This is a genomic window from Natrarchaeobius oligotrophus, assembly GCF_003841465.1.
Taxonomy (GTDB): Archaea; Halobacteriota; Halobacteria; order Halobacteriales; family Natrialbaceae; genus Natrarchaeobius; species Natrarchaeobius oligotrophus.
This window is the reverse complement of record NZ_REFZ01000001.1, coordinates 109,891-135,266: the sequence shown is the minus strand read 5'-3', so window position 1 is coordinate 135,266 and position 25,376 is coordinate 109,891. Positions and strand designations below refer to the sequence as shown.

The following is a 25,376-nucleotide window of genomic DNA, read 5'->3' as shown; positions in this document are numbered from 1 at the left end:
CGGCTCACGCGAGCACTTCGTCGTGTTCTTCGTCGGGATCACGCACCCGTTCGACGACGTCGTTGACCAGGACGACGTCGCCGACGGCGCGAACCCAGCGGTAGGGGACGATGACGCCCTGTTCGGTGCGAGCTTCCTCCGCGAACAGTTCGCCGTTGAGGTTACCGAGTGCCAGTCCGGTGACTGCCTCCCCGTTGAGATTCAGCTGCAGATCTTCGACTTCGCCGACGAAGACGCCGTTGTTCGAGTAGACCTCGCGGCCGACGAGTGAGGTGATCTCCTGTGGAGTGTCGTCCATGTCAGGGCCCATGTGTGGCTGGCTCTTAATTGTTTTCAGGGAGAAAGTCCCGTCCTGGCCGCGGTCGAACGGACCGGCCGACGCGACGCTCGATCGGAATCGCGAACCGCTGTCGGGGCAGGCGAGCGACGGTCGCCCTACGGTTCGAGTATCGATTCGACGTCGGCGTGATCGGACAGCAGTTCACGCATCCGATCGACGGTTTCCTCGTCCCGCGTGCGACCGCTTCGAACGACGTCCTCCGCGCGTTCGACGGTGGCGTAGGTGTCCGTTCGAACCGAGAGGATGGGGACGCCGGCGTCGGCAGCCTGACCGAGGATCGCTCCCGACGGCCGGTGGCCGCCGGTGAGGATGAGACAGCGGACGCCGGGTGCCTCGAGCGCCGCGGTGTGGATCTCGGCTCGATCGCCGCCGGTGATGACCGCGGCGTCTTTCGTCCGTCGGAAGTGACGCAGGGCGCTGTCCGCCCCCATCGCGCCGACCGAGAACCGTTCGACGTAGGCGTCGGTTCCCTCCTCGACGAGCAGGGACGCGCCCAGTTCGGCCGCGAGTTGGGCGACGGTCACGCCCGAGAGCGTTCGCTCGCGAGGGATCACGCCGTAGACGTCCACGCCGCGTCCCTCGAGGAAGGGGACGACGTCGGTTTCGAGCTGGTCGTAGGCGGCGTCGGGAACGTCGTTGAAGACGACGCCGGCGAGCCGATCGCCGAAGGCGTCGGCGGCCACGAGCACGTCGTCGACGTCCGCGGGGATCGCGAACGGCGCGACGAGGATCACCCTGGCCTCGAGCGCGGCCGCGACGTCAGGGTCCGTCAGTTCGACGACTGCCCCGACGTCGTAGCGGCCGCCACCCTCGACGAACATGCGGTCGCGATCGCTCGCTAGCGTCCCGTACGCCTCCGTCACTCGCTCGCGGAGTTCCGCGGGGTCTTCCCGGCCGCGGATCGCCTGTTCGATGAACGTCGGCGAGTAAACGACGGGCTCGAGGTCGTGTAACTCGGCCTCGATGTCGAGCAGTTCGCGCGCCAGCAGCGGATCCTCGTCGAGCGTCTTGCCGACGTTACTCTCGAGGCGCGTTCCCTTCGGCTTCATGTAGCCGACGTCGTCGCCGTCGTCCCGGGTGAGTTCGGCCAGTGCGAGGGTGATCGCCGTCTTGCCGGTGCTCTCCTCGAGCGACGCGACGAGTATCGGGCTCGTCTCGCCGCCGTCGGTTGCGGTGGCGTCCGTCTCGATCCGGGTGCGATCGTCGGTTGCGTTCGTCTCCGCCGTGTCGGTGTCTGGGTGAGTGTCTGTCATAGCTCGTCGGTGTCGACGGTGAGTCTGAGGTCGATCGCCTGTACGCCCTCGGGGCCGGCTACGAGCGGGTTGACGTCGAGTTCGAGGATCGCGGGGAAGTCGATCACCAGCTGGGAGAGTCGCTGGATCGTCTCGACGACCGCATCGACGTCGGCGGGCTCACGGCCGCGAGCGCCGCGCAACAGCGGTGCAGCCCGAATCTCGTCGGTCATCTCGCGGGCGTCGCCCTCGCCGATCGGCGCGACGCGAACGGCAGTATCCTCGAGGATCTCGACGAAAATGCCGCCCAGACCGAACAGCAACAGCGGTCCGAACTGCGGGTCGCGGTTCATTCCGACGATCGTCTCGGTCGCCGCCTCGAGGTTCACCATCTCCTGGATCTGAACGCCCAGGATGGTCGCGTCGGGCTGGTAGTTGCGCGCTCGGGAAACGACGTCCTCGTAGGCGTCGTAGACGTCGGCGTCGCCGACGCCGACCCGAACCCCGCCGATGTCGGATTTGTGCGAGATATCCGGGCTGACGATCTTTACGACGACGTCGCCGTCGATCGAGCGGGCGACCTCGCGGGCCCGGTCGGGGTCGCCGACGACCTCGCCGGCTGGAGTCGGAATGCCGTACGCCTCGAGCAGGTCCATCGATTCGACCCCCAGGCGGTTGTCGTCCCGGCGGTCCGCTCGCGAGAGGATCGCCCGAGCGCGGTCGCGGTCGACGTCGAACCGCTCGGGATCGTCGACCGTTCGGGCGCGAACGTCGCGATAGCGCGCGAGCGCGTCGAGTCCCGCGACCGCTCGCGAGGGGTCGAAGTAGTTGGGAATGGCGAACTCCCGTAGCACCTCCTCGGCCGCGCGGGCCCGCCGTCCACCCATCAGGCAGGTGACGACGGGTTTCTCGAACTCCTCGCGTTTCTCGATGACGGTTTCGGCCAGCGTGTCGTACTCGAGGACCGCCGTCGGCGCGCTGACGACGACCGCGCTGCCGACGTCGGGGTCGGCGAGGGCGATCTCGAGCGCCCGGCCGAACCGGTCGACGTCCGCGTCACCGATGGCGTCGATCGGATTGTAGACGTTGGCCTCCGCGGGCATCGCGTCGGTCAGCGCCTCGATCGTCCCGTCGTCGAACTGCGCCATCCGGAGCGTCGAGTCGCCGATGGCGTCGGTCGTCAGAACGCCGGGTCCGCCGGCGTTGGTCACCACGGCGACGCCGTCCGACGCCGGTTCGGTGCCGCCCGAGAGCGCCCTGGCGTAGTCGAACAGCTCCTGGACCGAGGTGGCTCGGACGACGCCGGCCTGCTCGAGGCCCGCCTCGTAGGCGCGCTCGCTGCCGGCGATCGCGCCGGTGTGGGAGGAGGCCGCCTTCGCGCCCGCGTCAGTGCGGCCGGACTTGACGAGGACGATCGGCGTCTCCTCGGTCACCTCGCGGGCCACCTCGACGAACTCGTCGCCGTTTTCGATGTCCTCGAGGTAGCCGATCACGACGTCGGTGTCGGGATCGTCGCCCCAGGCGCGGACGAAGTCGGTCTCGTCGAGGACGGTCTTGTTCCCCAGGGAGACGACGTCCTGGAAGCCGATCCCCTGTTCGTTCGCCCAGTCGAGGACGGCGGTGATGAACGCCCCGGACTGGCTCATAAACGAGATCGATCCCTCGAGCGCGCTCTCGGGTCCGAACGTGGCGTTCAGGCCGGCGTCCGTCGACATGACGCCGAGGCTGTTCGGGCCGACGACGTTGAGGTCGTACGCCGCGGCGACGTCGCGAAGCTCCCGCTCCCGTCGCGCGCCTTCGCTCCCCGTCTCGGAAAAGCCCGCCGTCACGACGACGACGTGTTCCGTCCCCGCTTCGCCGAGTTCGCGGACCGTCTCGAGGACGGCCGACGGCGGAACGACGACGACCGCGAGGTCGACCGGCGGCGCGCTCGCCACGTCTGTGTGACACTCGAGCCCGAGCACCTCGTCGCGCGAGGGATTGATCGCGACCAGTTCGCCGGCGAACTCCTCGCGCAGGTTCTCGAGGATAGCCCGACCGACCGCTCCCTCGCGGTCGGTCGCCCCGATCACGCCGACGGTCTCGGGTTCGAAGAGATCGGTTACCCGTCCCATCGTTGCGCACGTCACCCTGAAACGGGTTAAACCCGTCCCACGTTCCTGACGGTCGGGGACGACGTTGACCGGCGACGTTCGTCCTCGAATCCCGCGCTCAGTGCATCGAGATGGCGGCGCTCGAGCGATCGGAGAGGATCGAGAGGGCGATCGAGAGCAGGTAGAACAGGATGGCGACGACGATGATCGATCCGCCCGAGGGGAGGCTCAGCCCGATCGCGAACGCGAAGCCGCCGAGGATCGACGCCTGGCCGATCAGGATCGAGAGGTACAGCGTCTCGCGAAAGCTCCTCGCGACCTGCGAGGCGGCAGCGACGGGGATCACGAGCATGCCGGCGACGAGGATCACGCCAAGGACCTGCATCGCGCCGACGACCACGACGGCTGTCATGACGACGAGCAGGGTGTTGTACCCCGAGACGTTGAGCTGTGCGACGCGAGCCGCCTGCTCGTCGAACGTGATGAACAGCAGCTGTTTGTACGTGTAGGCGACGATCGCGACGACCGCGACGCTGAGAACGGCCATCATCCGCGCGCCGTCGGCGGTGACGACGGCGAGGCTCCCGAACAGGAACCCTTCGATGTCGATCGCGACCGACATGAACCCGCGCCCCCAGCTGATCAGCAGCGTGCCGACCGCGAAACTCCCGGCGAGCATGATCGCGATCGGCACGTCGCCGAACGTGCTCGTCCGCTCGGATAGCCACTGTACCGCGAGCGCGCCGAGGATGCTCACGACCAGGGCGACGAACAACAGCGAGCCGTCGAACCCGATCACGGCGGTGACGAGCAGGCCGATCGCGACCCCGGCGAACGCGGTGTGTGCGAGCGTCTCCCCGATCAGCGCCATCTGCCGGTGGACGAGGTACGTTCCGACCAGCGGCGCGACGATGCCGACGAGAACGCCGGTGGCGATCGACCGCCACATGAACGCGTGCTGGAAGACGTTCGTCCCGAGGAAGTGATCGACCCACATGCCGGCGATCAGCACCTGCTCGAAGAGGACGCCGGCCGCCGGATCGATTTGCGTAACGGCGTACAGCGTCTCGAGGCCCGGAACCGTTCCCGCGTAGGGATAGTGGCGGATCCAGTCGAGGGCGACGAACCCGATCATCAGCGCGCCGAGGACGCCGACGAGCGAGACGCCGACCACCTCGAGCGTTCGCCGAAGGTCGACCGATTCGCGTCGATACCGCGCACTCTCGGCGACGGCGGTCGACTCCGCGGCGCGTTCGTCTGACCGACTCATCAGTGGTGGTGGTGGACGACGGTCCCGGTCGTGCCGTAGGCTTCGCTCAGGGCGTCGCTCTCGACGAACGAGTCGGTGTCGCCGTGGTGGTACAGCTTCGTGTTGATGCAGGCGATGCGGTTGGCGCGGTCGGTGACGACGCCGATGTCGTGTTCGATGAGGATGATGGTGATGCCCGACTCGTTGAGCGAATCGAGCAGCCGGTAGAACGCGTCCCGCGATTCGGCGTCGACGCCGACGGTCGGCTCGTCGAGCGCAAGGAGGTCGGCCTCGGAGGCGAGCGCGCGTGCGATGTACGCCCGCTGACGCTGGCCGCCCGAGAGTTGGTTGATGCGTCGATCGGCGAGGTCCGAGATCCCCACCGTCTCGAGGGCGTCCTCGGCGATTTCGCGGTCCTCGTCGTCGAGCCGCGAGTGACCGACGTGAGCGAACCGGCCCATCCTGACGCACTCGCGGACGGTGACCGGCATCGTGCTATCCTGACTGGTCGCCTTCTGGGAGACGTAGCCGATCCGTTCACCCTGGTCGAAGGCGTCGACCGGCTGGCCGAACAGTTCGACCGAGCCGGCGTCCGGGCGAGTCAGTCCGAGCATGACGTGCAACAGCGTCGTCTTCCCCGATCCGTTCGGGCCGATCAGCCCGAGGAAGTCCCCCGACTCGACGGTCAGCGAGACGTCCTCGAGTGCCGGTTGCTCTCCGTAGGAAAACGATACGTTTCGGACGTCGACGACGGCGGTCACTGTGAACTCACTCCAGTTTGGGACCCCGGCGGGCTTAGTTCTTCCACTTCGGTTCGAAGCGCTCGGCGTGGGAAGGCTCGAGGCGATCGCGTTGTGTCGGCTCGAGGCGTCGCCTCGACTCGCGGTCCGCCTCCGATCGTCGATCCGTTTCGAAGGCGTTCGCCGACTCGAGGGGCGATCGCCGGCGATTCGCCGGAGCCACGATGGCGGAGGAACGGACGTCGGCGATCTCGCAGCCGCTTCCGGTTCGACGGGATCATTGCGCTGCTCCCAGGGCGTTTCGCAGCGACGGAATATTCAGCTCTTCCATCTGTTCGATCCAGCCCCAGCCCCGCTCGTTCCACTCGCTGGTCGTTCCCTCGGCCGGACTGAGCGGCGCGTAATCGGTGGCGTCCGTGTTCTCGAGCAGTAGCTCGACCATCTGCGGAACCTCGTCGGGGTTCGGCGTCTCGAACGGGTCGTAGAGAATGGTCTCGATGTCGTGTTCCTCGACGATCTCGATCGTCTCGGCGATGTCGGACTCGGTCTCGGCGGCGTCCGGCGAGATACCGACCGGCGTGTGAAGCTCGAATCCGTACCGGTGTTCGATGTACTGGAACGAGTCGTGGCCCGCGAGGACGGCCACGTCGCGGTCGGCCTCGGCGGCGAGTTCTTCGAGCTGGTCGTCGACCGCCGCCAGACGATCCGCGTAGGCGGCTGCGTTCTCCTCGTAGGTCTCGGCGTTGTCCGGATCGATCCGTGCGAGACCGTCGGCGATCGTTTCGACGACCTCCTGTGCGAGAACGGGATCGACCCAGACGTGCGGATCGTAGAAGTCCGGAGCGTCGTCCTCGTCGATCTCCTCGACGACTTCGATCGTCATGTTGTCTTCGCCGGTGTCCCAGACGACCTCGCCGTCCGAGACGAGTTCGAAGACGACTCGATCCGTGTCGACCCGCAGACCGTGGAAGACGACGTGGTCGCCGCGGGACTCGATCTCGACGACGTCGCCCTCCGCCAGGTCGGGAAACGTGGCGTCGAGCTGAAACTGTTCGTTCTCGCCGAGCGGGAGGACGCGTCCCTCGCCGTCTTCGAAGACGCCCTCGACGGCGGCGGAGCCGTCGAGTGGAACGTCCGGGAGGCTGCCGTGCCAGTGGTCGCCGTGCCAGTACGCGACCTCGGTGCCGCGCTGGCGGTCGTACACGTCGAACGCCGCGATCGAGAGGTCGTCGAGGTCGAACTCGTGGTCGTCGTCGGGCTCGCGGTCGTCGTCCACCCCCCGGTCGATGGGGAGCAGGTCGCCCTCGAGGCCGGCCATCCCGTCGATCAGCGCGACGTCCGTGTCGCTCTCGAGATCGGAGGCGACGTCCTGGGCCCACGAGAACTCGGCGGTGTCGAGGTAGACGAAGACGTCCGTTCCGGCGATGTCACGCTGGATGTCGGCCGGCGGCTCCCAACCGTGGCCCATCTCGCCCGCCTCGATCGGGTTTTCGAACGACATCGCGTCGCCGGTGATCTGTTCCGCCCAGTCCCAGAGCGTGAAAAATGCGGCGTATCCTTCCGGCGTCGCGTCGCCGTTCCCGGCGTCTCCGCCGGGCTCGCTCAAACAGCCGGCGGCCGCGCTTCCGACGAGCGACGCGCCACCGACTTTCAGCATCGAACGGCGTGAGAGGTTCATACGAGACAGTACGGGTCGACGAATAAAAGTATTATTATGTGGGGGCCATAGTTTATTAACTCATAGTGGCTTCACCTCGCGGCGCTAGTAACGGCAGGCTCTGGTGGAAGAAGTAACGGCGAGATGGCGATTCCGTCCGTGCTGTTGCAAACCGCCGGCCGCTCGGCCAGCGAGCTCGCGCGGGTTAGTGGTCTTCGACCTCGATCGCGATCGGATCGCTCTCCCAGTCTGCGTGGTCGTCGTGCCAGAGCATGAAGACGACCTCCGTCTCGCCTTCTTCGACGCCGTGGATGTGGACGTGGTCGCCGTGGAAGTCGTCGTTCTCGTCGATCTCGACGACGCCCTCCTCGGCGTCGTCGGCGACGCGGACGCCGAGTTCGTACTCCTCGCTCGAGCCGATGGGGATCTCGTCGCCGTGGTCGTCGTAGAACTCCGCGCCCAGCGAGACGTTGTCGTCGACGTGCACGTGCGGGAGTTCGCCGTCCCAGTGGTCGTCGTGGAACTCCGCGACCTGCTCGTGGGGGTCCTCGGCCCGGTCCAGGATCTTCAGCTCCTCGACCTCGCCGTGATCGTGGCCGTGATCGTGGTCGTCGTGGTCGTCGACCGCGACCTCGAGCTCCGGCGACTCGTAGGCGACGTCGCCGTCGTCGAGCAGCTGGAAGGTGATCTCGGTGAAGCCCTCCTCTTCGCCGTGGACGTGGACGTGGTCGCCGTGGCCGTCGACGCTCACGCCGTCGGCCGCCTCGGCGTACAGCTCGTAGCCGTCGTCGCCGAGTTCGACCTCGTCGCCGTCTTCGTCCTCGACGAACGCGCCGAGCGAGAGGTTGTCGCCGTGGGGGACCTCGAGCGGATCGCCGTGCCAGTGGTCGCCGTGGATGTAGACCAGCACCTCCTCGTCGTGATCGCGGTCGAGTACCTCGAATTCGGCGATTCCAATCTCGTCGTGAACGTCGCCGTGATCGTGGTCGTGGTCGTCGTCGTGATCGTGATCGTCGTCGTGATCGTGATCGTCGTCGTGATCGTGATCGTCGTCGTGGTCGTGGTCGTCGTCGTGATCGTCTCCGTGATCGTGATCGTCGTCGTCACCGCCGTCACCGTTGTCGTCGCCGACGCAGCCGGCGATACCGAGTGCAGTGAGCGAGCCGGTCGTCGCGAGCAGCGATCGGCGGGACGTCAGTCCCTGTCTGTCAGTCATGAGTAGTCACCGTTCTCTCGTTGCGATTGTTTAGTAATGAATCTGACGATGTTAATAACGAGAGGTAACGTCGTCACCGCCGATGGTAAAATCTGGATGCGCGTCGCGCCGCTCGAGTGTCACACGCCCCGTGCCGTCGTCCCGTCCGGTCTCCTGTGTCCCGGGGCAACCGCTGGTCGAAACCGGTCGGTCCGAAACGAACGGACAGCGGTCGGTCCGAGGATCAGTCGGCGATCGACGCCGGCTCGCCGTCCGCGAACGTCACCAGCGTTTCCGGATCGATCGGAAACACCGCCTCTGGCGTTCCCGCCGCAGCCCAGACGGTGTCGTGCTCGAGCAGCGACTCGTCGACGAGGACGGGGACGGATCGGTCGTGACAGAACGGCGGAACGCCGCCGATCGACCAGCCGAGTTCGGTCTTGATCCGCTCCGGACCGGCCATCTCGACGGCGTCGGCGTCGAAGCGCTCGGCGAGTGCGCGCTCGTCGACCCGGTTCGCGCCGCTGGTCACCGAGACGACGAGCGAGCCGTCGACGTCGAAGACGAGCGAACTGGCGATCTGGCCGACGTCGCAACCGACCGCCTCGGCGGCGGCCGCCGCCGTCTTCGTCCCCTCGGGAAACTCCTCGATCTGCGGTTCGAATTCGTAGCGTTCACGGGCCTGATTCGCGAAAGCCGTCGCGCGAGCGTGCATCGATTCGACCGTTTTCACCCGAACACGAAAGAACGTTCGGGGCTCACTCGAGCGAGACCACGACCCGAACGTCGTTCCGCCGTCGGTAGGTGGCAGTCGGAACCGTCCCGTCGCCGCGGGCGACCTCGAAGACATCGAATCGAACCACGAGCCGGCCGGGATCGATCGTCGCTCGCAGCATCGGACCGCGGCTGGTCACGACGACGTACGGCGGCGCGGGGACGGGACGCGCCCGAAGACGACACCCGGCGGCCTCGACGAGATCCGCGAGCACGTCCGGAAATCGCTCGAGCAGTCCGTCCCGCTCGAGGCTTTCGCGAAGCGGGTCGGAGACGGCGACGCCGTCTGCGGTTCGGTCGCCGGTCCAGGTGGCAGCCACGCGGTCCGCACAGGCGCCGACTCCGTCGACGACCGCTCCGTGCCGGTCGCGAACTCGTCGTCGGACCGCTCGGACGGGGTGGGACACGAGCGGTGGTGGACGAGCGATCGACAAAGAACTCCCGCTCTCGGCTGGACCCCCGCCGTCCGATCACACTCCGTCACTGCTCGCGCGTGATCCGCCCGATTCGGAGTCGCTGAACGCGCGACAGCGTGGCGTCGACCGTCCGCTTCCAGCGAGGTCGCCGCCGAGCCTCCACGGTCCGTCGAAGCCCCTCGTTGGTCGCTTCGAGTTCCCGAACCGTCTCCTCGAGCGCGTCGACGCGGTCCTCGAGCCGGTATCGCCGCTGGCGCTGGGCCTCGCGGTCGTTTCGAAGCTGATCGCGCTCGCGCTCGAGGGTCGAAATTCGATCCACGAGTCGTTCTCGATCGAGGCGGTCCCCGTCGACGTACGGCGACCGGTCGCCGCCGGCTTTCGATTGTCGGGACGCGTCCGAGACCGCGAGTCGATCCGACCTCGTCGCGTTGACGACCGCGCCCACCAGCAGGATCAATCCGCCGAAGTACAGCCACGTCAACAACAGCAGGATCGCTCCGACGGGACCGGCCGCCTCCGAGCCGGCGGCGACAGCGACGTAGACCTGAAAGAGCGACTGGAGGACCGTCCAGCCGACCGCCGCGACGACGACGCCCGGCAGGACCTCCCGAGCGGTGACGTCGACGTCGGGAAAGAAGTAGTACATCGGGTAGAACGCGAGCGTGAGGCCGACGACGAGGACGATCGGGTTCACCAGGCCGATCAGCGGGACGTCGGGAAACAGGGCGAACGCGACGCTCGCGAGTCCGGCGGCCGCCAGCGCGAAGGCGATCCCGCCGAGGACGATCGCGGCGTCGCGAAGCTGCTCGAGAAACGAGTTCTCACCGCTCGAGTCGTAGATCTCCGAGAACGCGGTGTCGAGCCCTCGGAACAGCTTCAGCGCACCCCACGCGACGACGACGAGCCCGATGAGCGTCGAGCCGGCCGTCGCGGGCGAATCCTCGATCGCGTTCTCGACCATCACCTGTCCGCTCTGGGGGAGGAACCCCTCGGTCGCGGCGGTGACCTCCGCGGCGAACTGTTCGTCGCCTACGATCGTGACGAAAAAGAACACGAGCACCAGCAGGGGAATGAGCGAGATGAACGCCTGGTACGCGATGCTCGCGGCCATGAACGGGACGTTCTTCTCCTGAATGCCGGCCACGACCGTCTTCCCTGACGAGACGGCGGCTCCGACGTCGGGGGTCATACGCATCGAACGCGGCGACGGACCGTAGACGGTGGGCTTGCACGCTCGCCGCCAGGATCCGTCCGTACCGACACCGCTATATAACAACCGGCGAATCATCGGAATCATGACTGGTCTTTTACGACGACGACTCCTCGCCGGGGCGGGGGCGGCACTCGGCGCGTCGATCGCCGGCTGTCTCGGCGACGGCGCCGAACCGACCGACGGCGGCTCCGACGACGAGTCCGGCGGCGGGTCGGACGGGTCGCCGGCGGAGCCCTCCACCTCGCCGCTCGAGGTGTGGACTCCCGCCGCGACGGCGACGCCGCTGTTCGTCGAGTACGCCGATCTGGCGGACGTCCGCCAGCACGAGTCCGCTCTCCGGGCGGACACCCTCGAGGAGATTCCGTTGAGGCCGCGCGAGCCGGCGGCGAGCGTGATCGACGAACTCACCGACGGCGATCCAGCGCTCGAGTCCGTCCTCGCGTTCGGTCCCGAACCGGCCGAGGGCGCGCAGGTGATCGCCGGCGAGTGCGATCCCGACCGACTCGCGGACCGGGAGCCGGACGACGTCGTCGACGGTTACGACGTGTACGCGGGCGAGGAACCGTCGATCGCGGTTTCGTCCGAGACGGTGATCGTGGCGACGGGCGGCGGCCCGACGCTCGGCGACGTTCTGGACGCGGGTCTGGACGGAGTCGATCGCCGGACCGCGACCGACGACCGACTCGAGCTGCTGTTCGAGCACCTCGGCGACGCCACGTTCTCGTGGATGGAACGCGCCGAGCGGGACGAGGTCGCCGGCCTCTCGTGGTCACTCGAGGGAGACGCCGCGTCGCTCGCGGCGGTCGCCGAGGCGGACGAAGTCGAGAACGTCGAGGAGTACTTCGAGACGGAGTTCGGCGACGAACTCGACGACGTCTCCCGCGTGCCCGAAGGCGACGCAGTGGTGGCGACCGCCGCCGTCCCGATCGACGAGTTCGAGTACGAGAACCTCTTCGGCGATCGTGACGAGCCCGGTCAGGAAGCGCAGGCCGGCGTCTCGATCGACGTCGATCCCGAGGCCCGCGAGGTGGCCGTGATGGTGACGGCGATGGGCAACGCGGATCGCGTCGAGGTGTACGACCACGACAACGATCGGAACGCCGAACTCTCGAGCGTCGGAGAGATGGCCACTCTCGAGTACGACGCCGGCGCGTCCGGTCGAGTTCAGGTGATCGCGGTCGCCGGCGAGACGAGGACGGTGGTCGCGTCCGACTCGTTCGAGTTCTGATGGACGCACTCTACGGACGGCACCTGACACCCGCGCAAGCCGGTAGCGAGAGACGAGTGCGGTTCTCGGATCCGTCCGATCGTTCGTGGCGAGCCCCCGGGCGGTCGTCGCCGACCGATCGTTGGAAGTTCGCTTACCAGCAATAATAGTTTCTAATCCGCAAACATCCTTTTGTGTAGGCCGAAGCTTTAAGTGGAATGCGACTGTACTGTTGTCGTACGATGAGCACCCAGAAGACCGTCCGTCAATCGGCCGACGTCGTCGAGGAGAACGAACTTCGACTCGACCAGGAGAAGGCAGAACAGATCGTCGACGCGCTGAACACGGAGCTCGCGAACTCGTACGTGCTGTACCACCAGCTCAAAAAGCACCACTGGGTCGTCGAAGGTGCCGAGTTCCTCCCCCTGCACGAGTTCCTCGAGGAGGCGTACGAACACGTCGAGGAGGGTGCAGACGTCATCGCAGAGCGCGCGCAGGCCCTCGGCGGCGTTCCGGTGTCGGGACCGACGAACCAGGAGCGACGCGCAACCGTCGAGTTCGAGGGAGAGGACGTCTACGACGTCCGGACGATGTTCGAACACGACCTCGAGATGTACGGCGACATCATCGAGTCGATGCGCGACAGCATCGAACTCGCCGACAACCTCGGTGACTACGCGACCGCCGAGATCCTTCGGGAGATTCTCGTCACCCTCGAGGAGGACGCACACCACTTCGAACACTACCTCGAGGACGACACGCTCGTGCTCGAAAAGGCCACGAAGTAACCCGACTGCGACGCCGCGACGGACACCGCTTTTTTGACCGGCGCTCGATCGTCGGATATCGTGAACGAGCGCGCAGACGTGACCGGAGACGGCTCAGCAAGCGCTGGCTGAAGACGGCGGCGCGCTGACTGTGGACGATTACGATGACCGGCGACTGGCAATTACGCCGACGAACAGCGCGACGGCGACGAGACCGACTACCGGTCGGATCGGATCGACGTACGTCGCGAGCCACGTCGCGCTGAACAGCGACACCAGAATCGCGTTACAGTGGGGACAGGCGACGGCGAAAAATCCGGCGACGCCGCCGCCGTACGCGCAGCGATCGCCCGAACACTCGGCGAGCGACGAGCGCTGGACGACGTAGACGCCCGCGAGCACCGACGTGAGCGAGAGGAACGCGTAATCGAGGAGGGAACGAGACACCATCCGGTCGAACAGCGGCGTCGGAACCAGACCGGTGACGACGCCGGTGCCGAGGAAGAACCCCGCCGCCACGAGACATCCCTTCGCCAGCGCGGGTCGCGATCGATCCATGGTCGAGACGCGGACTCGAGCATCAAAACGGATTCGGGATCGGAGTCGGCGAGTCGTCCGGATCGAAACCGGGCGATTTCGACTCGACGGACTCGTCCGGTCCGCTGTCAGTGCCGACGCAACCCGAACGTATCGCGGTCGGACCGGTACCTCGGTGTGACGGTCCGGCTCAGGGCTCGAGGTCGACCGCGACGTCGGTCGCGATCCAGCCGTCGGTGTTGTCGCGTTCGGTGAACACGAGCTTTCCGGGGCTCGTCTCGTGGCTGGTCACGATCGATGCCGGCTCCTCGCGTTCTTCGTCGGTGTCCGATTCTTGCCTGCGAACGGGTGCGTCCATTACGAGGTGTTAGGCGGGCCTAAATCTAAAAAGGTTTTGGTGGGCCTAAGTTTCTACGAATCGGCAAGTCCCGGCAAAATCCGACGACGGTGCACCGGCGAGGTTACTTTCAAACCGGCGGCCATCGTACCGTAACTCATGGAGTTCGACGTCGTTCAGGGCGACATCGCCGCACAGTCCGCCGACGCGCTCGTCAACGCCGCCGGCACGAGCCTTCGGATGGGATCGGGCGTCGCCGGTGCGCTCCGACGGGAAGCGGGTGAAGCGATCAACGAGGAGGCCACCGAGGGCGGACCGATCGAGCTGGGCGAGGCCGCAGTGACCGACGCCTACGACCTCGACGCCGACTACGTCGTCCACGCCGCAGCGATGCCACACTACGGCGACGGGAACGCTACGGCCGAGAGCATCCGAGACGCGACCCGCAACGCCCTCGAGGCGGCCGACGACCGCGGCTGTTCGTCACTCGTAATTCCGGCGCTCGGCTGCGGCGTCGCCGGGTTCGACCTCGCCGAGGGGGCCGCGATCATCGGCGAGGAGATCGATCGTTACGAGCCGGAGTCGCTCGAGGAGGTACGGTTCATCGCCTACAGCGACGACGAGTACGACGCGATCCGTGCAGCCGCGGAGCCGGAGACGACGAACGAGGGCGAATCCGACCGGTGAGCCCGGATACGAGCGATCGACGGTCCATCCGGTCGCACCGGTTCACCGGATCGAGAGGCCGCGTATCTCGACCGAGGATCCCTCCTCGACGCGACCGATGATCTGGCCGTCGGTTTCGGCGACGAGGCCGGCCGCCCGCTCCTCGGAGAGCGCGACGACGAAGCCGGTGCCCATGTTGAACGTCCGGTGCATCTCTTCGTCGGTGACGTTGCCCGTTTGCTGGACGAATTCGAAGATCGGCTGGGCCGGCAGCGGATTCTCGACGACGTACTCGAACTCGCCCATCCGGAGCAGGTTCGTCCAGCCGCCGCCGGTGACGTGTGCCGCCGCCCGGACGCCGTGGTCGCGCATCGGCTCGAGCAGATCCGCGTAGATCCGCGTCGGCCGGAGCAGTTCCTCGCCGATCGTTCGCTCGGGATCGAGCGGGAACTCGTCGTCGTACTCGTGTTCGCGCGTGGCCGCCTCGCGGGCGAGCGTCAACCCGTTCGAGTGGATGCCGTTGGAGGGAAAGCCGACGAGTGCGTCGCCTACCCGGGCTGTGCCCGCGAAGATCTCGTCTTTCCCGGCGAGTCCGACGCAGGTTCCTGCCAGATCGAACCCGTTTACGACCTCGGGCATCACCGCCGTCTCGCCCCCGAGCATCGTCAGGTCGGCCTGCTCGAGCCCGATCGCGAGTCCTTCGCCGATCTCGTTCGTCAGCCGCTCGTCGGGTTCGTCGATCGCGAGGTAGTCGACGAAGCCGATGGGGTCGACGCCCGCAGCGACGAGATCGTTCGCGTTCATCGCGATGCAGTCGATGCCGATCGTCGAGAAGTCGTCGACGGCTTCGGCGACGAGCAGCTTGGTTCCGACGCCGTCCGTCGCGAGCGCGAGATACCGGTCGCCGACGTCGAGCAAACCGGCGTACTCCGTCCGGAGATCGCTGCCGAACGCCTCGAGTAAGGCGGCGGTCGCGTCCTCGCTGGCCTCGATGTCGACGCCGGTGTCGGCGTAGGTGAGCCGATCGGCCCCGTCCGTCGCGTCGTCCGGTGAGTCGCTCATGTGCGAACGACCGCGTGGGGTGAGCAAAAGGCCACCGGTCCGCCGGCGAGAGCCGTCACCAGGGCCAGATACCGAACGCCCAGATAAAGCCACCGAGCAGGAGGATGCTCAGTCCGAAGGCGGCCCCGAATACGGGTTTGCTCCACTCGAGGACCGTCCGTCCGTCGAGCGGTCCGAACGGGATCATGTTGAACGCGGCCAGAAAGAGGTTAATCAACACGCCCATGTGACCGATCGTGCCGAGGAAACCAACCAGTCCGGACTGCCCGCTGAAGAGCAACAGCGGGAAAAACAACAGCGCGAGCAGGAGGTTCGTCAGTGGGCCCGCGAGCGCGATATGTCCGTTCTCGCGCACCGTAATTCGGCCGCGGTGGTAGACGGCTCCCGGCGCGGCAAAGAGAAAGCCGACGAGCGCGCTCATGATCGCCAGAAAGAGCATCTGGTAGTCCGCGCGGAACTCGGCGATCTGTCCGTACTCGATGGCGACAACCTTGTGGGCCAGTTCGTGCAACAGGAAGGCGACGCCGACGGTCACGAAGCTCAGGGCGATCATCGTGACGAACGTTCCGACGTCCGCCAGTCCGCGGTGGATCGGGGCGAGCAACAGCGCGAACGCGACGCTCAGGACGATCCAGGCGATCGCGAGATCGCGCAGTTCCACGTCGCTGAAGCGCAGTTCCGGCTCCGACCGACGGCCGGTGCGAACGCTCACGAGATCACCTCGCGGATCAGCTCGAGGCTGTTTTCGGCACCCTGGAGGAGTTCACCCATCAGGGCGTCGACACCGCCGATTTCCGGTGCCAGCCACGGCAGAACGACGAACGGAAAGAGGAACGTTCCGATCATGCTGCCGACGTTCGTGAGGGCGACGATCATGATGAGCCGAAACAGCGGCACGTCGAACATGTCCCCGATCGCCTCCTCGACCGGCCGCGTCGTGTCGCCGACGATCTCGTTGAGCGTCTGGATATCCCGGACGTTCACCGGCCGGTACTTGAGTTCGACGTAGCCGACGAACCAACCGGGAGCGAGCAGCGGGTTGATGCTGGTGAGCCAGGCTACCGCGCCGCCGACGCCCGCACTCGACCAGCGCGCGCCCGCCAGCCGGGCGAGCGTGAACGCGAAGACGCCGTTGAACAGAAACCAGGCCGCAAAGAGCTGTAACAGGAAGGTGTTTCGAACGCCCGCCATGATCAACAGGAAGAAAAAGCCGAGGAAGCCGAGCATAACCAGGTAGCCGAAGATCTTCAACGGCGAGAAGCGCCGACTCGAGGCGGTGCCGGTCAGCGACTCCATCGCCGGAAGCTCGCCCGGATTCTCGAGGTACCGTTCGATGCCGGCTTTGTGTCCCGCGCCGACGACCGCGAGTACGTCGTACCCCTGCTCGCGCAGTTCGTGGAGGTTGTGGGCGATGTACGCGTCCCGTTCGTCGATCAGGGCGTTCGCACCCCGCGGACTGAACTGGCGGAACTCCTCCATCATGGCCGCGACGACGTCGCCGTCGGTCATCTCTTCGATGTCGATCTCTTCGACCTCGTCGACGTCGCCGCTCAGCGCGTCGAGCACGACGCCGAGGACGACGCCGACGACCGCGCCGACGCCCAATCCGACCAGGAGGCCGACGGTTCCCCGGGTCGTGTAGACGCCGGCGGTCTCGAACCGTCCCGCCGAGAGCGGGCCGGCGAACGTTCCGGTCGCAACGAGGGCGAGACAGCCCGCGACGCCGATCCCAACGCCCGCAAGCACGCGTATCGTGAATCCGTTGAACAACCCGCCGGTGTAGCTCTCGGCGGACTCGAGCGAGGGGAGAAAGAGCAACCCGAGGAAGGCGCCGACGAGGACGCCGATTCCGACCGCGCCGACGTACTGATAGGTCGCCGCCGCGGTGATTCCGAGCTGGAACGTCCCACCGAGTCCGAACACGGGTGCGAGAAAGAGGGAGAATACGGTCGCGACGAGCGTCGTCACGACGAGGCCGATCGCGAGTCCGATCGTGCGAGGATCGGTGATTCCGAGCGCGAGACCGCCGACCATCTTCACCTTCTCCGAAAACGATAGCCGACGCCAGAATCGCTGGATCGTCACCTGAATGTCGCGGTCGACGAGCGCGACGCCGCTGCCGTTTCGTTCGGCAGCCTCGATTCCGGCCCGCATGTCGGCACCCGGTTCGATGTCGAACTTTTCGCCGAGGCGCGACTGGACGTACGAGAGCATCCAGTAGGCCAGAAACTGGAAGACGGTGTTACCCGAGAGGAGGTCCTCGGCCTCGACGTCGTCGGGAGCCCCGCCCTGCATCTGGCGGTAGCGTCCCTCGTCGAGCTCGACGGCGACGACGTCGGGCTGTTCCCGGTCGACGGCTTCGTGGACGTCGTCGACGCTGGCCTGGGAGACGTGTGCCGTCCCGAGGACCTGAACCGACCCCTGTTCGCGCTCCGGCGTCTCCGGTGGTGTCGGCACGTCGGCGTCGCCTGCATCGCTCATTGGAGGAAACAGTCGGCCGCGACTTTTACCAGTATCGAACTCGCCGGTGACCGCCGTCGTCTTCCGGTCCGAGCCAGGTGACGGCCGAGACGAGCGGCGATACACTCATCACGCTCGTTCCGAAAGAACGACCGATGACGGCGCTCATCGAGACGCTAGTCGAGAACCGCGAGATGGTCCAGCCCAATCACGCGAACATGCTGGAGGTGGCCCACGGCGGAAACGTCATGAAGTGGATGGACGAAGTCGGTGCGATGTCGGCGATGCGATTCGCGGGGGAAACCTGCGTGACCGTCCGCGTCGACCGCATGAACTTCGAGCGACCGATACCCGTCGGCGACACCGCCTACATCACGGCGTACGTCTACGACGCCGGCACCTCGAGCGTCCGCGTTCGGCTGGTCACCGAGCGCGAGGATCTGCGGACGAGAGAGCGCGAGAAGACGACCGAATCGTACTTCGTCTACGTCGCCATCGACGAGAACAACGATCCGACGTCGGTGCCGGAGCTAACCGTCAACAGCGAGGAAGGGACCAGGCTTCGAGACGAGGCGCTCGAGGGTGCGACCGGGTGCCGATGACGACGGACGCACGGCGGTCGAAGGGATGGGCGAATCGCCGAGCTGTGTGCTCGACGAGACTCATCGAATAAGTATCACCAAGCGAATCGTTCGATGGCCACCATATACCGGCAATTGAGCCGATAAATTTACCGATAATGAGATTATAAAATGGAGATATATCAGAAGTCGATGAATTTCTACGATCGTTGAATAGCGGTTGATCCAGCCGAAGAACGTATATAAATATACCGGGTTAAGAACTGGTCCGAAACAATCACAGATCTGGCTGAGAGTCATTCAGTGTGGAATATTCAGTCGAAAAAGCAATCGTAACAGCCAGTGCCCATTATTTTTAGCGTTCGGGTCGATTCGATACAGCCTCGGACCGAAGGTGACATTCCGATACAACTAACTGCTCCGGGAGACATTCGGTATACCGAATGATAGAGTGGGAGGTAGGGGCGCACGGACTCCGCGTCGCTGACGGAGACAACGTGGAACTGGTCGTTCGCGGTGACGACGTCGGCGTCGTCGGAACCGGCTCCGACTTCCCTCGTCCGGTCGACGAGACGATCACCCTCTCCGCGAGCGAACTGCGATTTCCACACGCCGTCGTCTACGCGTTTTCGCTCGAGTCCGACGAACAGTACGAACTCGACCCGCGCCGAGGAACCCTCTCGCTCGCACCGGGGACGTACGTCGTCGACGTCGACACCGACATCAAGACCTATCTGCGGTTTTCCGGAACGGCGACCATCGAACGATCCGAAGGCTACGAGTCGGTCGTCGTCTCCTTTCCCGAGCGGATCCGCGTCGTCGTCGGGTTTCGGAGCCGCCACGAGCTGCCGGCCGGCGTGATCACCGTCCCCGACTCGTCCGCGGACGTCGCGGCCGCGATCACGCACCTGTCGTCGTCGCACAAGACGTCGAGTTCGGACAGGACGTACCCGACTCTCCGTGGCCACCCGCCGCTGCTCGAGTCGGGCGACGACCTCGAGATTCCCGACCAGGTTCGAGCCGACGCATCCGATTCCGGGATCGAACTGCTCGTCCCGGGAAATCTCGAGACGCTGTACGTGACCGCGCCGCTCGCGTACTACCTCCAAGCCACCGTTCGAACGCTCGAGGAGGCCGGCGTCGACCGCGACCCGAACCGAGCCAGACTCGTCTTGCCGGATCGGGGCGTACAAACGACGTTCGATCCGATGCCGGGACTCGAGTCCGACGTCGAACGGCTGCTCAGAAAGACGTTCTTTCTGGACTGTCTGGTCCGCAACGCGGGCCCGCACGGAACGACCCTCTCGTCGACCCACCTGCTCGAGGCGCTCGACCTCGACGCCGAGGCGCTGTACGAGACAAATCCGCAGCGACGACTCGAGACCTACCTCGACGTGCCGTACGCGGCGATCGAACACCGACTGCCGGAGTGGCACCTCTCGACGTACGTTACGCCGGAGTACGACTGCATCGAGACGCTTCCGTTCCTGCTCGATCGGTTGAGCCTGATCTACACGCCCCGGACGTCCGCACTCGACGGCAGGGAACTGGTCGAACGCTCGCTGGCCGACTTCTACCGGGGCGACCGCAACCGCGTAGCCGACAGCCGGCGATCGAGTACGGGCCAGGTCGCGTCGGTCGACATCGTCAAACCCGAACTCAGACACGGTCGCGTTCACGGCTGGCTCGCGGAGGGCGTGCCGATCGACGTTTTCAAGTCCGCTCCCGAAGCGTACCGCAATCGACTCGATTACGTCGGACGGGTCAACGACGCGACGTCGATCTACGTAGTGTTGAACGATCCCGAAATGAGCGGCGAACACGACAGCGTCGCCGAGATTTATCGCCAGCGTTCGGAGGAACTCCCGATACGGGTCACCGTCGAGGAGTCGCTCGGAACGGCCGACCTCGCGCGCGTCTTCGAAGCCGAACACGACTTCGTCCACTACATCGGCCACTGCGAAACCGACGGACTCCGCTGTTCCGACGGGTTCCTCTCCGCGTCGTCTCTCGATCGGTGCAACGTACAGACGTTCTTTCTCAACGCCTGCGGCTCGTTCTACGAGGGCCAGACCCTCGTCGAAAAGGGCAGCGTCGCCGGCGCGGTGACGTTCACCAAAGTGTTGAACGACCACGCGATCAAAGTCGGCTCGACGTTCGCAAAGCTCCTCGTACACGGATTCAGCATCGAGCGGGCGATGCGTCTCGCGCGCAGACGAATTATGATGGGCAAAGACTACGCCGTCGTCGGCGACGGCACTCACTCGCTAACGCAGGGCGAACACCGACTGCCGACGACGATCACGATCGACCGACTCGAGGACGACGATCCGTCCACCCGTCCCGCCGACCGGTATCTCGTCACGTTCGACTGTTACTCGACGCGAGTTACCGGTTCGTACTACTTCCCACACACCGATCGTAACGAGTTCGCGTACCTCTGTGGGCGGGAATCGAACTTCATCCTCTCGCGTCCGGAACTCGCGTGGCTGCTCGAGGAAACGGAGGCGTCCGTCATCTACAACGGCGACGTCTACTGGTCGAAAGATCTCAGCACTGCGTTCGACGGCTGAGCCTACGGACCGCCGTACGTACTCACTCGTTTCGCGCGCATCGTTCGTCGTCCAACCCAGCGGTCGATGTCCGATGGCGATTCCCAACGGTCATACGAAGGTTCGAGTACCTCCCACTGCAATCGATCGGAACTGACACCCATACGATACTGTAATACAATAACACGAATATATAATTATTGTCAATCGTCTGTCTGTCATCGCACTGTACTTATGTGTGGTGAAGATGCACACCCGGCGAACACATCTATCGCGTGGGATAAATTTCGACGAAACAACAGCTTTTGGGACAAAAATTACCGCTTACTCGTCGGACGAGAAGTTCTGCTGTGAAAACGGCCAGCAAAATTAAGTGAGATGGGTTCGTTTACTTGTGTATAGGCATGACCTCGAATTTACTCAATCATCAGATTGACGATATCCTCGAGTCGGTTCTCGAGGAAACCAGCGGTGACGTCTACATGATCAACCCGTCGCGGGACGCGATCGAGGAGTTCGTCTCCGTCGCGATCGGCTTCGACGGCTCGCTGCCGACGGTCAACATGCTCGCCGACGAGCGAACGCTGAAAGACGTGATGGACGACTTCATCGTCGCCTCGAACGCCGCGGACCTCATCTCGGACGGCGCGCTCTCGCTCCGGACGATCGACGAGGCTCCCGAAAACTCGCTTTTGATCACCGACGATCGCGTCATCGCCGTCGTTCACGCCGGCGATCGCGTCGGCGGGCTCGTCACCGACGACGAAAGTTTCGTCGAGGACACCTACGCCGCCTACACCGGACGGTGGGAGGACGCCAGCTCGTACAACCTCCGGACGCCGCCGATCACGGACGTTCGTGAGACCCTCTCGGAGGAGATCAGTCCCGGTGCGGAAGACGACTTCACGGCGATTCTCAACTCGCTCGAGACCGCCCGCGGCGACGGCGACGGCCTCGACGAAGTCACGATCTCGCTGCTGGTCGCGGCGAAAAACGAGGCGCTGCTGTACGACATCAGCAAGTGGGGCGAAGACGTCGGAATCGCCTCGAAGGCGACGTTCTCGCGGACGAAGACCAAGCTCGAGGACATGGGCCTGATCGACACCGAGAAGGTCCCGATCGACGTCGGCCGTCCGCGCCTGCGTCTGAAAATCGGCGACGATCGCCTCCGCGAGGCCGACAACGGCCAGCTCGCGACGGTCGCACAGTCCATCCTGAACTAACGACCCCACACCCTTTTGCGCTGCAGTCGACCGCGACGACGGCGTCGTGCCGTCCGTCTCGGTGTTCGTCGGCAAAATGTCGTCGAACGCCTTCCATTCGTTCCGTGGGGTTTCGCGTCACTCCACGTCGAGCGGGTCGGTGTCCGTCAGTTACGGTACACTCCGAACGGTCACTGCGATCGCCCGACACATCGGTACGCCGGACCGTCCAGTCATCGGCCCGCTCGCCCACCCGCCGGGTTCGATCGCAGTTGGGTTCGAAATGACTGCCTTTCCCGAGTCGATCGCAACGCTCGAGACGCACTCCCGGCTGCACCGCCGTCGATCCGTAGCGATACTCGGCGTCGTTTCGTCGCGTGACGCAAACCCCAAGTTACCGCCGCGAGAGGACTCGAGTATGTACGAGGCCGTCCACGCCCACCCCGACGGAGAGAGCACGGTCGCCAGGTTCGCGAAGACGGCGGCCGACTACGGCTACGAGGGCGTGGTCGTCCGGAACCACTCGAGCGCGCGGGCGTCGTACGACGCCGATCGGATCGGCGAGGAGTACGGCATCGACGTGGTTTCGGGCGTGGAGATTCGCGCGGAAAACCCCCAGCAGGCGAGCGGAGCCGTCGGGAACTTTCGGACCGACGAGACGATCGTCGCCGTCGAGGGCGGAACGACCGCGCTCAACCGGTTCGCCGTCGAGAACGACAAGGTGGACGTGCTCGCGGGCCCGATGGCTCGCGAGGGCGACGTCAACCACGTCGTCGCGAAGGCCGCCATCGACAACGGCGTCCGCCTCGAGTTCGACCTCGGGTCGGTCCTGCGCGATCACGGCGGCCGTCGGGTCAGAGCCATCCAGGACCTCGGCAAACTCGAGGAGATCGTCGACTACTACGACGCGCCCTACGTGGTGAGTGCAACGCCGCGTTCGCACCTCGAGTTGCGAGCGCCGCGGGAGCTCGTCGCGCTCGGCGAGACGATCGGTCTCTCGGCGTCGTTCGTCGAGGCGGGGCTGGAAGAGTGGGGAATGTTGGCGGAGCGTAACCGGTGCGTCCAGTCCGATTCGTTCATTGAGCCGGGGGTCGAACGTGGCAGGTATGAAGAAAACCGTTGACGAACACGCGGATCGGTTCGACGATCACGCCCCCGACTACGACGACGAAAAGACCGAAGAGCACCACCGCAGCGCGGAGCTGGTCGTCGAACACGCCTCGCCCGAACCCGACGACGTCGTCGTCGACATCGGAACCGGAACCGGAGCGATCGCGCTCGCGCTCGCACCCGACGCCGGACGCGTGATCGGCCGGGACATCAGCGAGGGGATGATGGACGAAGCCCGATCGAAGGCGGCCGACGCGGGACTCGAGAACGTGGAGTTCGGCTACGGGACGTTCCGGGAGCCCGAGTACGACGGCGACGTGGACGTCGTCACCTCGAACTTCGCGATGCACCACCTCTCCGACGAGGCGAAACGCGAGGCGATCGCCGTCATCGCGGACCTCGGGCCGCGAACGTTCGTCCTCGGTGACGTGATGTTCTTCGACGAGCCCGATCCGGACGCGCCCTTCTACTCGCCCGACGTCGACGATCCGGCGACCGTCGGTCTGCTGGCGGACGCGTTCACCGACGCCGGCTTCTCGCTGACTGCGGTCGAGCGAATCCACGATCAGGTCGGCGTCCTCGTCGCAGAGCGGACGCCGACCGCCGACGTCGAGGACGCGTCCGACGAATGAAACACCTCCCGAAACACCTCCGACCGCGGTGGCGCTATCTCGCAGTCGAACTCGAGACGTGGGGTGACGGCTCGATCGACAGGCGATCGTTCCAACGGGAGTGCTGGTACGCCGGCCAGAATCTGCTGGGCGATCCGGGAAGCGCCCGCGCCGACCTGTCGGTCGTGAGGTTCGCGTTCGACGACGGGACCGGCGAGGCGATCGTCCGGGTCCGCCACGGAGAAACGGATCGCGCACGCGCAGCGATCGCCTGTATCGACGAGATCGACGGCGCTTCCGTGGGAATTTGGGTCCGCGGTATCAGTGGCACGATCCGTGCCGCTGAAGAAAACTATTTAGGACGCCGTGGGCAAGTCACGGAAGAGAGAAACGTCGTGTTCGGGAACGAAGAGCGAGTCGCCGTCGTACGCGATGGATCTGCAGACGTGCGACTCGAGGAGGCGTTCGCGGGTGCGACAGACCTCGATTACGATTTAGCGTGATACTATGCAGGGACAAGCCCAACAGCAGGCGTACGACCGAGGCATCACGATCTTCTCGCCGGACGGCCGACTGTACCAGGTCGAGTACGCCCGCGAGGCGGTCAAACGCGGCACGGCAAGTATCGGAGTTCGAACGGCCGACGGCGTCGTTCTCGCCGTCGACAAACGCGTTCCCTCGCCGCTGCTCGAGGACTCGAGCGTCGAGAAGATTCACAAGGCCGACGACCACATCGGCATCGCCAGCGCCGGCCACGTCGCCGACGCCCGCCAGCTGATCGACTTCGCGCGCCGACAGTCGCAGGTGAACCAGCTGCGCTACGGCGAGCCGATCGGCGTCGAGACGCTGACCAAGAACGTCACCGACCACATCCAGCAGTACACCCAGGTCGGCGGTGCGCGACCGTTCGGCGTCGCGCTCATCGTCGGCGGCATCGACAACGGCGAGCCGCGGCTGTTCGAAACCGACCCGTCGGGGACGCCCTACGAGTGGAAAGCCCTCGCCGTCGGCGCCGACAGAGGTGAGTTACAGGACTACCTCGAAGAGAACTACGAGCCGGAAGCCGACCTCGACGGCGGCATCGCGCTCGCGCTCGACGCGCTCGCGTCGGTCAACGACGGTTCGTTGCTCCCGAGCGAGGTCGGACTCGCGACCGTCGACGCCGAGACGGAGTCGTTCGAACAGTTCGACCAGGATCGCATCGCCGGTCACCTCGAGGAAAATGACCTCCTCGACGACGGCGAGGAAGCCGCCGAAGACGAGTAGCAACGTAATCGAGTCCGGGCCCGTCGAGGCCACGTGATTTCGGCGGTGGCACCGCGGTCGAACGCGGCCGCTCGCCGTCGGGCACCAACGGCAAAAGCTCTTTTACCCG

The 25,376-nt window shown here is 65.6% G+C and carries 25 protein-coding genes; 10 read left to right on the top strand and 15 right to left on the bottom strand.

The genetic code is table 11. From position 1 onward, the window contains the following. Positions 1-4 precede the first annotated feature (4 nt). The 10 genes from EA472_RS00725 to EA472_RS00680 all read right to left on the bottom strand — a co-directional run bounded on the left by EA472_RS00725 (position 5) and on the right by EA472_RS00680 (position 10,885). On the bottom strand, positions 5-298 hold the full coding sequence (locus EA472_RS00725; protein WP_124189608.1) for a PRC-barrel domain-containing protein: 294 nt from the start codon (positions 296-298) through the stop codon (positions 5-7). Positions 299-435: 137 nt separating this feature from the next. Then, positions 436-1,593, bottom strand: a complete 1,158-nt coding sequence (locus EA472_RS00720; RefSeq protein WP_124189607.1) for a phosphotransacetylase family protein — start codon at positions 1,591-1,593, stop codon at positions 436-438. Next, entirely contained in the window at positions 1,590-3,686 is a 2,097-nt protein-coding gene (locus tag EA472_RS00715; RefSeq protein WP_124189606.1) for an acetate--CoA ligase family protein, read from the bottom strand. The genes EA472_RS00720 and EA472_RS00715 overlap by 4 nt, the downstream gene beginning before the upstream one ends. Positions 3,687-3,783: 97 nt before the next feature. Next, positions 3,784-4,935: a metal ABC transporter permease gene (locus EA472_RS00710; protein WP_124189605.1), complete on the bottom strand. Its 1,152-nt coding sequence runs from the start codon at positions 4,933-4,935 to the stop codon at positions 3,784-3,786. Continuing rightward, positions 4,935-5,675 carry a metal ABC transporter ATP-binding protein gene (locus EA472_RS00705; RefSeq protein ID WP_124189604.1) on the bottom strand — a complete coding sequence of 247 codons (741 nt, stop codon included), beginning with the start codon at positions 5,673-5,675 and terminating at the stop codon, positions 4,935-4,937. Before EA472_RS00705 ends, EA472_RS00710 begins: the two co-directional genes overlap by 1 nt. A 256-nt stretch (positions 5,676-5,931) precedes the next feature. Then, positions 5,932-7,332: a metal ABC transporter solute-binding protein, Zn/Mn family gene (locus EA472_RS00700; protein WP_124189603.1), complete on the bottom strand. Its 1,401-nt coding sequence runs from the start codon at positions 7,330-7,332 to the stop codon at positions 5,932-5,934. A gap of 184 nt (positions 7,333-7,516) precedes the next feature. Further along, complete coding sequence (locus EA472_RS00695) at positions 7,517-8,527, bottom strand: hypothetical protein (protein ID WP_124189602.1); 1,011 nt, start codon at positions 8,525-8,527, stop codon at positions 7,517-7,519. Positions 8,528-8,750: 223 nt separating this feature from the next. Further along, on the bottom strand, positions 8,751-9,221 hold the full coding sequence (locus EA472_RS00690) for a YbaK/EbsC family protein (protein WP_124189601.1): 471 nt from the start codon (positions 9,219-9,221) through the stop codon (positions 8,751-8,753). Positions 9,222-9,264: 43 nt separating this feature from the next. Further along, complete coding sequence (locus EA472_RS00685; protein WP_124189600.1) at positions 9,265-9,687, bottom strand: hypothetical protein; 423 nt, start codon at positions 9,685-9,687, stop codon at positions 9,265-9,267. Between the two features lie 73 nt (positions 9,688-9,760). Then, positions 9,761-10,885 (bottom strand): YhjD/YihY/BrkB family envelope integrity protein, encoded by a 1,125-nt coding sequence (locus EA472_RS00680; protein ID WP_124189599.1) that lies wholly within the window; start codon positions 10,883-10,885, stop codon positions 9,761-9,763. A 106-nt stretch (positions 10,886-10,991) separates the two neighbouring features. Here EA472_RS00680 and EA472_RS00675 point away from each other — a divergent pair, with 106 nt between their 5' ends. Together EA472_RS00675 and dpsA are read left to right on the top strand one after the other, a co-directional pair. Continuing rightward, a complete protein-coding gene (locus EA472_RS00675; RefSeq protein WP_124189598.1) occupies positions 10,992-12,137 on the top strand; it encodes a hypothetical protein in 1,146 nt (381 codons plus the stop codon). A gap of 221 nt (positions 12,138-12,358) precedes the next feature. Continuing rightward, on the top strand, positions 12,359-12,904 hold the full coding sequence (gene dpsA / locus EA472_RS00670; protein ID WP_124189597.1) for a DNA starvation/stationary phase protection protein DpsA: 546 nt from the start codon (positions 12,359-12,361) through the stop codon (positions 12,902-12,904). 138 nt (positions 12,905-13,042) lie between these two features. On the opposite strand, the gene EA472_RS00665 is transcribed toward dpsA, so the two are convergent. Next, a complete protein-coding gene (locus EA472_RS00665) occupies positions 13,043-13,441 on the bottom strand; it encodes a hypothetical protein (protein ID WP_124189596.1) in 399 nt (132 codons plus the stop codon). A 169-nt stretch (positions 13,442-13,610) separates the two neighbouring features. Continuing rightward, on the bottom strand, positions 13,611-13,778 hold the full coding sequence (locus EA472_RS22285; protein ID WP_165874780.1) for a DUF7331 family protein: 168 nt from the start codon (positions 13,776-13,778) through the stop codon (positions 13,611-13,613). A 138-nt stretch (positions 13,779-13,916) separates the two neighbouring features. Here EA472_RS22285 and EA472_RS00660 point away from each other — a divergent pair, with 138 nt between their 5' ends. After that, positions 13,917-14,444: a macro domain-containing protein gene (locus EA472_RS00660; protein WP_124189595.1), complete on the top strand. Its 528-nt coding sequence runs from the start codon at positions 13,917-13,919 to the stop codon at positions 14,442-14,444. A gap of 42 nt (positions 14,445-14,486) precedes the next feature. Here EA472_RS00660 and purM read toward each other — a convergent pair whose 3' ends face one another. The 3 genes from purM to EA472_RS00645 are packed head-to-tail and all read right to left on the bottom strand — an operon-like array spanning position 14,487 to position 17,966. Further along, positions 14,487-15,485, bottom strand: a complete 999-nt coding sequence (gene purM / locus EA472_RS00655; protein WP_124189594.1) for a phosphoribosylformylglycinamidine cyclo-ligase — start codon at positions 15,483-15,485, stop codon at positions 14,487-14,489. A gap of 55 nt (positions 15,486-15,540) precedes the next feature. Continuing rightward, positions 15,541-16,197 carry a metalloprotease gene (locus EA472_RS00650; RefSeq protein WP_124189593.1) on the bottom strand — a complete coding sequence of 219 codons (657 nt, stop codon included), beginning with the start codon at positions 16,195-16,197 and terminating at the stop codon, positions 15,541-15,543. Further along, the gene (locus EA472_RS00645) at positions 16,194-17,966 is read right to left on the bottom strand and encodes a TraB/GumN family protein (RefSeq protein WP_124189592.1); all 1,773 of its coding nucleotides are present in this window, start codon (positions 17,964-17,966) and stop codon (positions 16,194-16,196) included. Before EA472_RS00645 ends, EA472_RS00650 begins: the two co-directional genes overlap by 4 nt. 134 nt (positions 17,967-18,100) lie before the next feature. Between EA472_RS00645 and EA472_RS00640 the strand changes: the two genes are divergently transcribed. The 7 genes from EA472_RS00640 (at position 18,101) to psmA (ending at position 25,267) form a co-directional block, all read left to right on the top strand. Further along, positions 18,101-18,547: an acyl-CoA thioesterase gene (locus EA472_RS00640; protein WP_124189591.1), complete on the top strand. Its 447-nt coding sequence runs from the start codon at positions 18,101-18,103 to the stop codon at positions 18,545-18,547. Between the two features lie 422 nt (positions 18,548-18,969). Beyond that, on the top strand, positions 18,970-21,099 hold the full coding sequence (locus EA472_RS00635; RefSeq protein ID WP_124189590.1) for a hypothetical protein: 2,130 nt from the start codon (positions 18,970-18,972) through the stop codon (positions 21,097-21,099). Positions 21,100-21,482: 383 nt separating this feature from the next. Beyond that, on the top strand, positions 21,483-22,301 hold the full coding sequence (tbsP, locus tag EA472_RS00630) for a transcriptional regulator TbsP (RefSeq protein ID WP_124189589.1): 819 nt from the start codon (positions 21,483-21,485) through the stop codon (positions 22,299-22,301). Between the two features lie 397 nt (positions 22,302-22,698). Beyond that, entirely contained in the window at positions 22,699-23,403 is a 705-nt protein-coding gene (locus tag EA472_RS00625; RefSeq protein WP_124189588.1) for an RNase P subunit p30 family protein, read from the top strand. Further along, positions 23,387-24,022 (top strand): class I SAM-dependent methyltransferase, encoded by a 636-nt coding sequence (locus EA472_RS00620; protein ID WP_124189587.1) that lies wholly within the window; start codon positions 23,387-23,389, stop codon positions 24,020-24,022. Before EA472_RS00625 ends, EA472_RS00620 begins: the two co-directional genes overlap by 17 nt. Next, positions 24,019-24,504, top strand: coding sequence for an Rpp14/Pop5 family protein (locus EA472_RS00615; protein ID WP_124189586.1), 486 nt, complete (start codon positions 24,019-24,021; stop codon positions 24,502-24,504). The genes EA472_RS00620 and EA472_RS00615 overlap by 4 nt, the downstream gene beginning before the upstream one ends. Before the next feature lie 4 nt (positions 24,505-24,508). Next, the gene (psmA, locus tag EA472_RS00610) at positions 24,509-25,267 is read left to right on the top strand and encodes an archaeal proteasome endopeptidase complex subunit alpha (protein WP_124189585.1); all 759 of its coding nucleotides are present in this window, start codon (positions 24,509-24,511) and stop codon (positions 25,265-25,267) included. The last annotated feature ends 109 nt before the right edge of the window (positions 25,268-25,376 follow it).

Bases quoted from the DNA above. Each gene is read 5' to 3' on its own strand.
- EA472_RS00725 (WP_124189608.1), bottom strand. From the start codon at position 298: ATGGACGACACTCCACAGGAGATCACCTCACTCGTCGGCCGCGAGGTC.
- EA472_RS00720 (WP_124189607.1), bottom strand. From the start codon at position 1,593: ATGACAGACACTCACCCAGACACCGACACGGCGGAGACGAACGCAACC.
- EA472_RS00715 (WP_124189606.1), bottom strand. From the start codon at position 3,686: ATGGGACGGGTAACCGATCTCTTCGAACCCGAGACCGTCGGCGTGATC.
- EA472_RS00710 (WP_124189605.1), bottom strand. From the start codon at position 4,935: ATGAGTCGGTCAGACGAACGCGCCGCGGAGTCGACCGCCGTCGCCGAG.
- EA472_RS00700 (WP_124189603.1), bottom strand. From the start codon at position 7,332: ATGAACCTCTCACGCCGTTCGATGCTGAAAGTCGGTGGCGCGTCGCTC.
- EA472_RS00695 (WP_124189602.1), bottom strand. From the start codon at position 8,527: ATGACTGACAGACAGGGACTGACGTCCCGCCGATCGCTGCTCGCGACG.
- EA472_RS00690 (WP_124189601.1), bottom strand. From the start codon at position 9,221: ATGCACGCTCGCGCGACGGCTTTCGCGAATCAGGCCCGTGAACGCTAC.
- EA472_RS00680 (WP_124189599.1), bottom strand. From the start codon at position 10,885: ATGACCCCCGACGTCGGAGCCGCCGTCTCGTCAGGGAAGACGGTCGTG.
- EA472_RS00675 (WP_124189598.1), top strand. From the start codon at position 10,992: ATGACTGGTCTTTTACGACGACGACTCCTCGCCGGGGCGGGGGCGGCA.
- dpsA (WP_124189597.1), top strand. From the start codon at position 12,359: ATGAGCACCCAGAAGACCGTCCGTCAATCGGCCGACGTCGTCGAGGAG.
- EA472_RS00665 (WP_124189596.1), bottom strand. From the start codon at position 13,441: ATGGATCGATCGCGACCCGCGCTGGCGAAGGGATGTCTCGTGGCGGCG.
- EA472_RS22285 (WP_165874780.1), bottom strand. From the start codon at position 13,778: ATGGACGCACCCGTTCGCAGGCAAGAATCGGACACCGACGAAGAACGC.
- EA472_RS00660 (WP_124189595.1), top strand. From the start codon at position 13,917: ATGGAGTTCGACGTCGTTCAGGGCGACATCGCCGCACAGTCCGCCGAC.
- purM (WP_124189594.1), bottom strand. From the start codon at position 15,485: ATGAGCGACTCACCGGACGACGCGACGGACGGGGCCGATCGGCTCACC.
- EA472_RS00645 (WP_124189592.1), bottom strand. From the start codon at position 17,966: ATGAGCGATGCAGGCGACGCCGACGTGCCGACACCACCGGAGACGCCG.
- EA472_RS00640 (WP_124189591.1), top strand. From the start codon at position 18,101: ATGACGGCGCTCATCGAGACGCTAGTCGAGAACCGCGAGATGGTCCAG.
- EA472_RS00635 (WP_124189590.1), top strand. From the start codon at position 18,970: ATGATAGAGTGGGAGGTAGGGGCGCACGGACTCCGCGTCGCTGACGGA.
- tbsP (WP_124189589.1), top strand. From the start codon at position 21,483: ATGACCTCGAATTTACTCAATCATCAGATTGACGATATCCTCGAGTCG.
- EA472_RS00625 (WP_124189588.1), top strand. From the start codon at position 22,699: ATGTACGAGGCCGTCCACGCCCACCCCGACGGAGAGAGCACGGTCGCC.
- EA472_RS00620 (WP_124189587.1), top strand. From the start codon at position 23,387: ATGAAGAAAACCGTTGACGAACACGCGGATCGGTTCGACGATCACGCC.
- EA472_RS00615 (WP_124189586.1), top strand. From the start codon at position 24,019: ATGAAACACCTCCCGAAACACCTCCGACCGCGGTGGCGCTATCTCGCA.
- psmA (WP_124189585.1), top strand. From the start codon at position 24,509: ATGCAGGGACAAGCCCAACAGCAGGCGTACGACCGAGGCATCACGATC.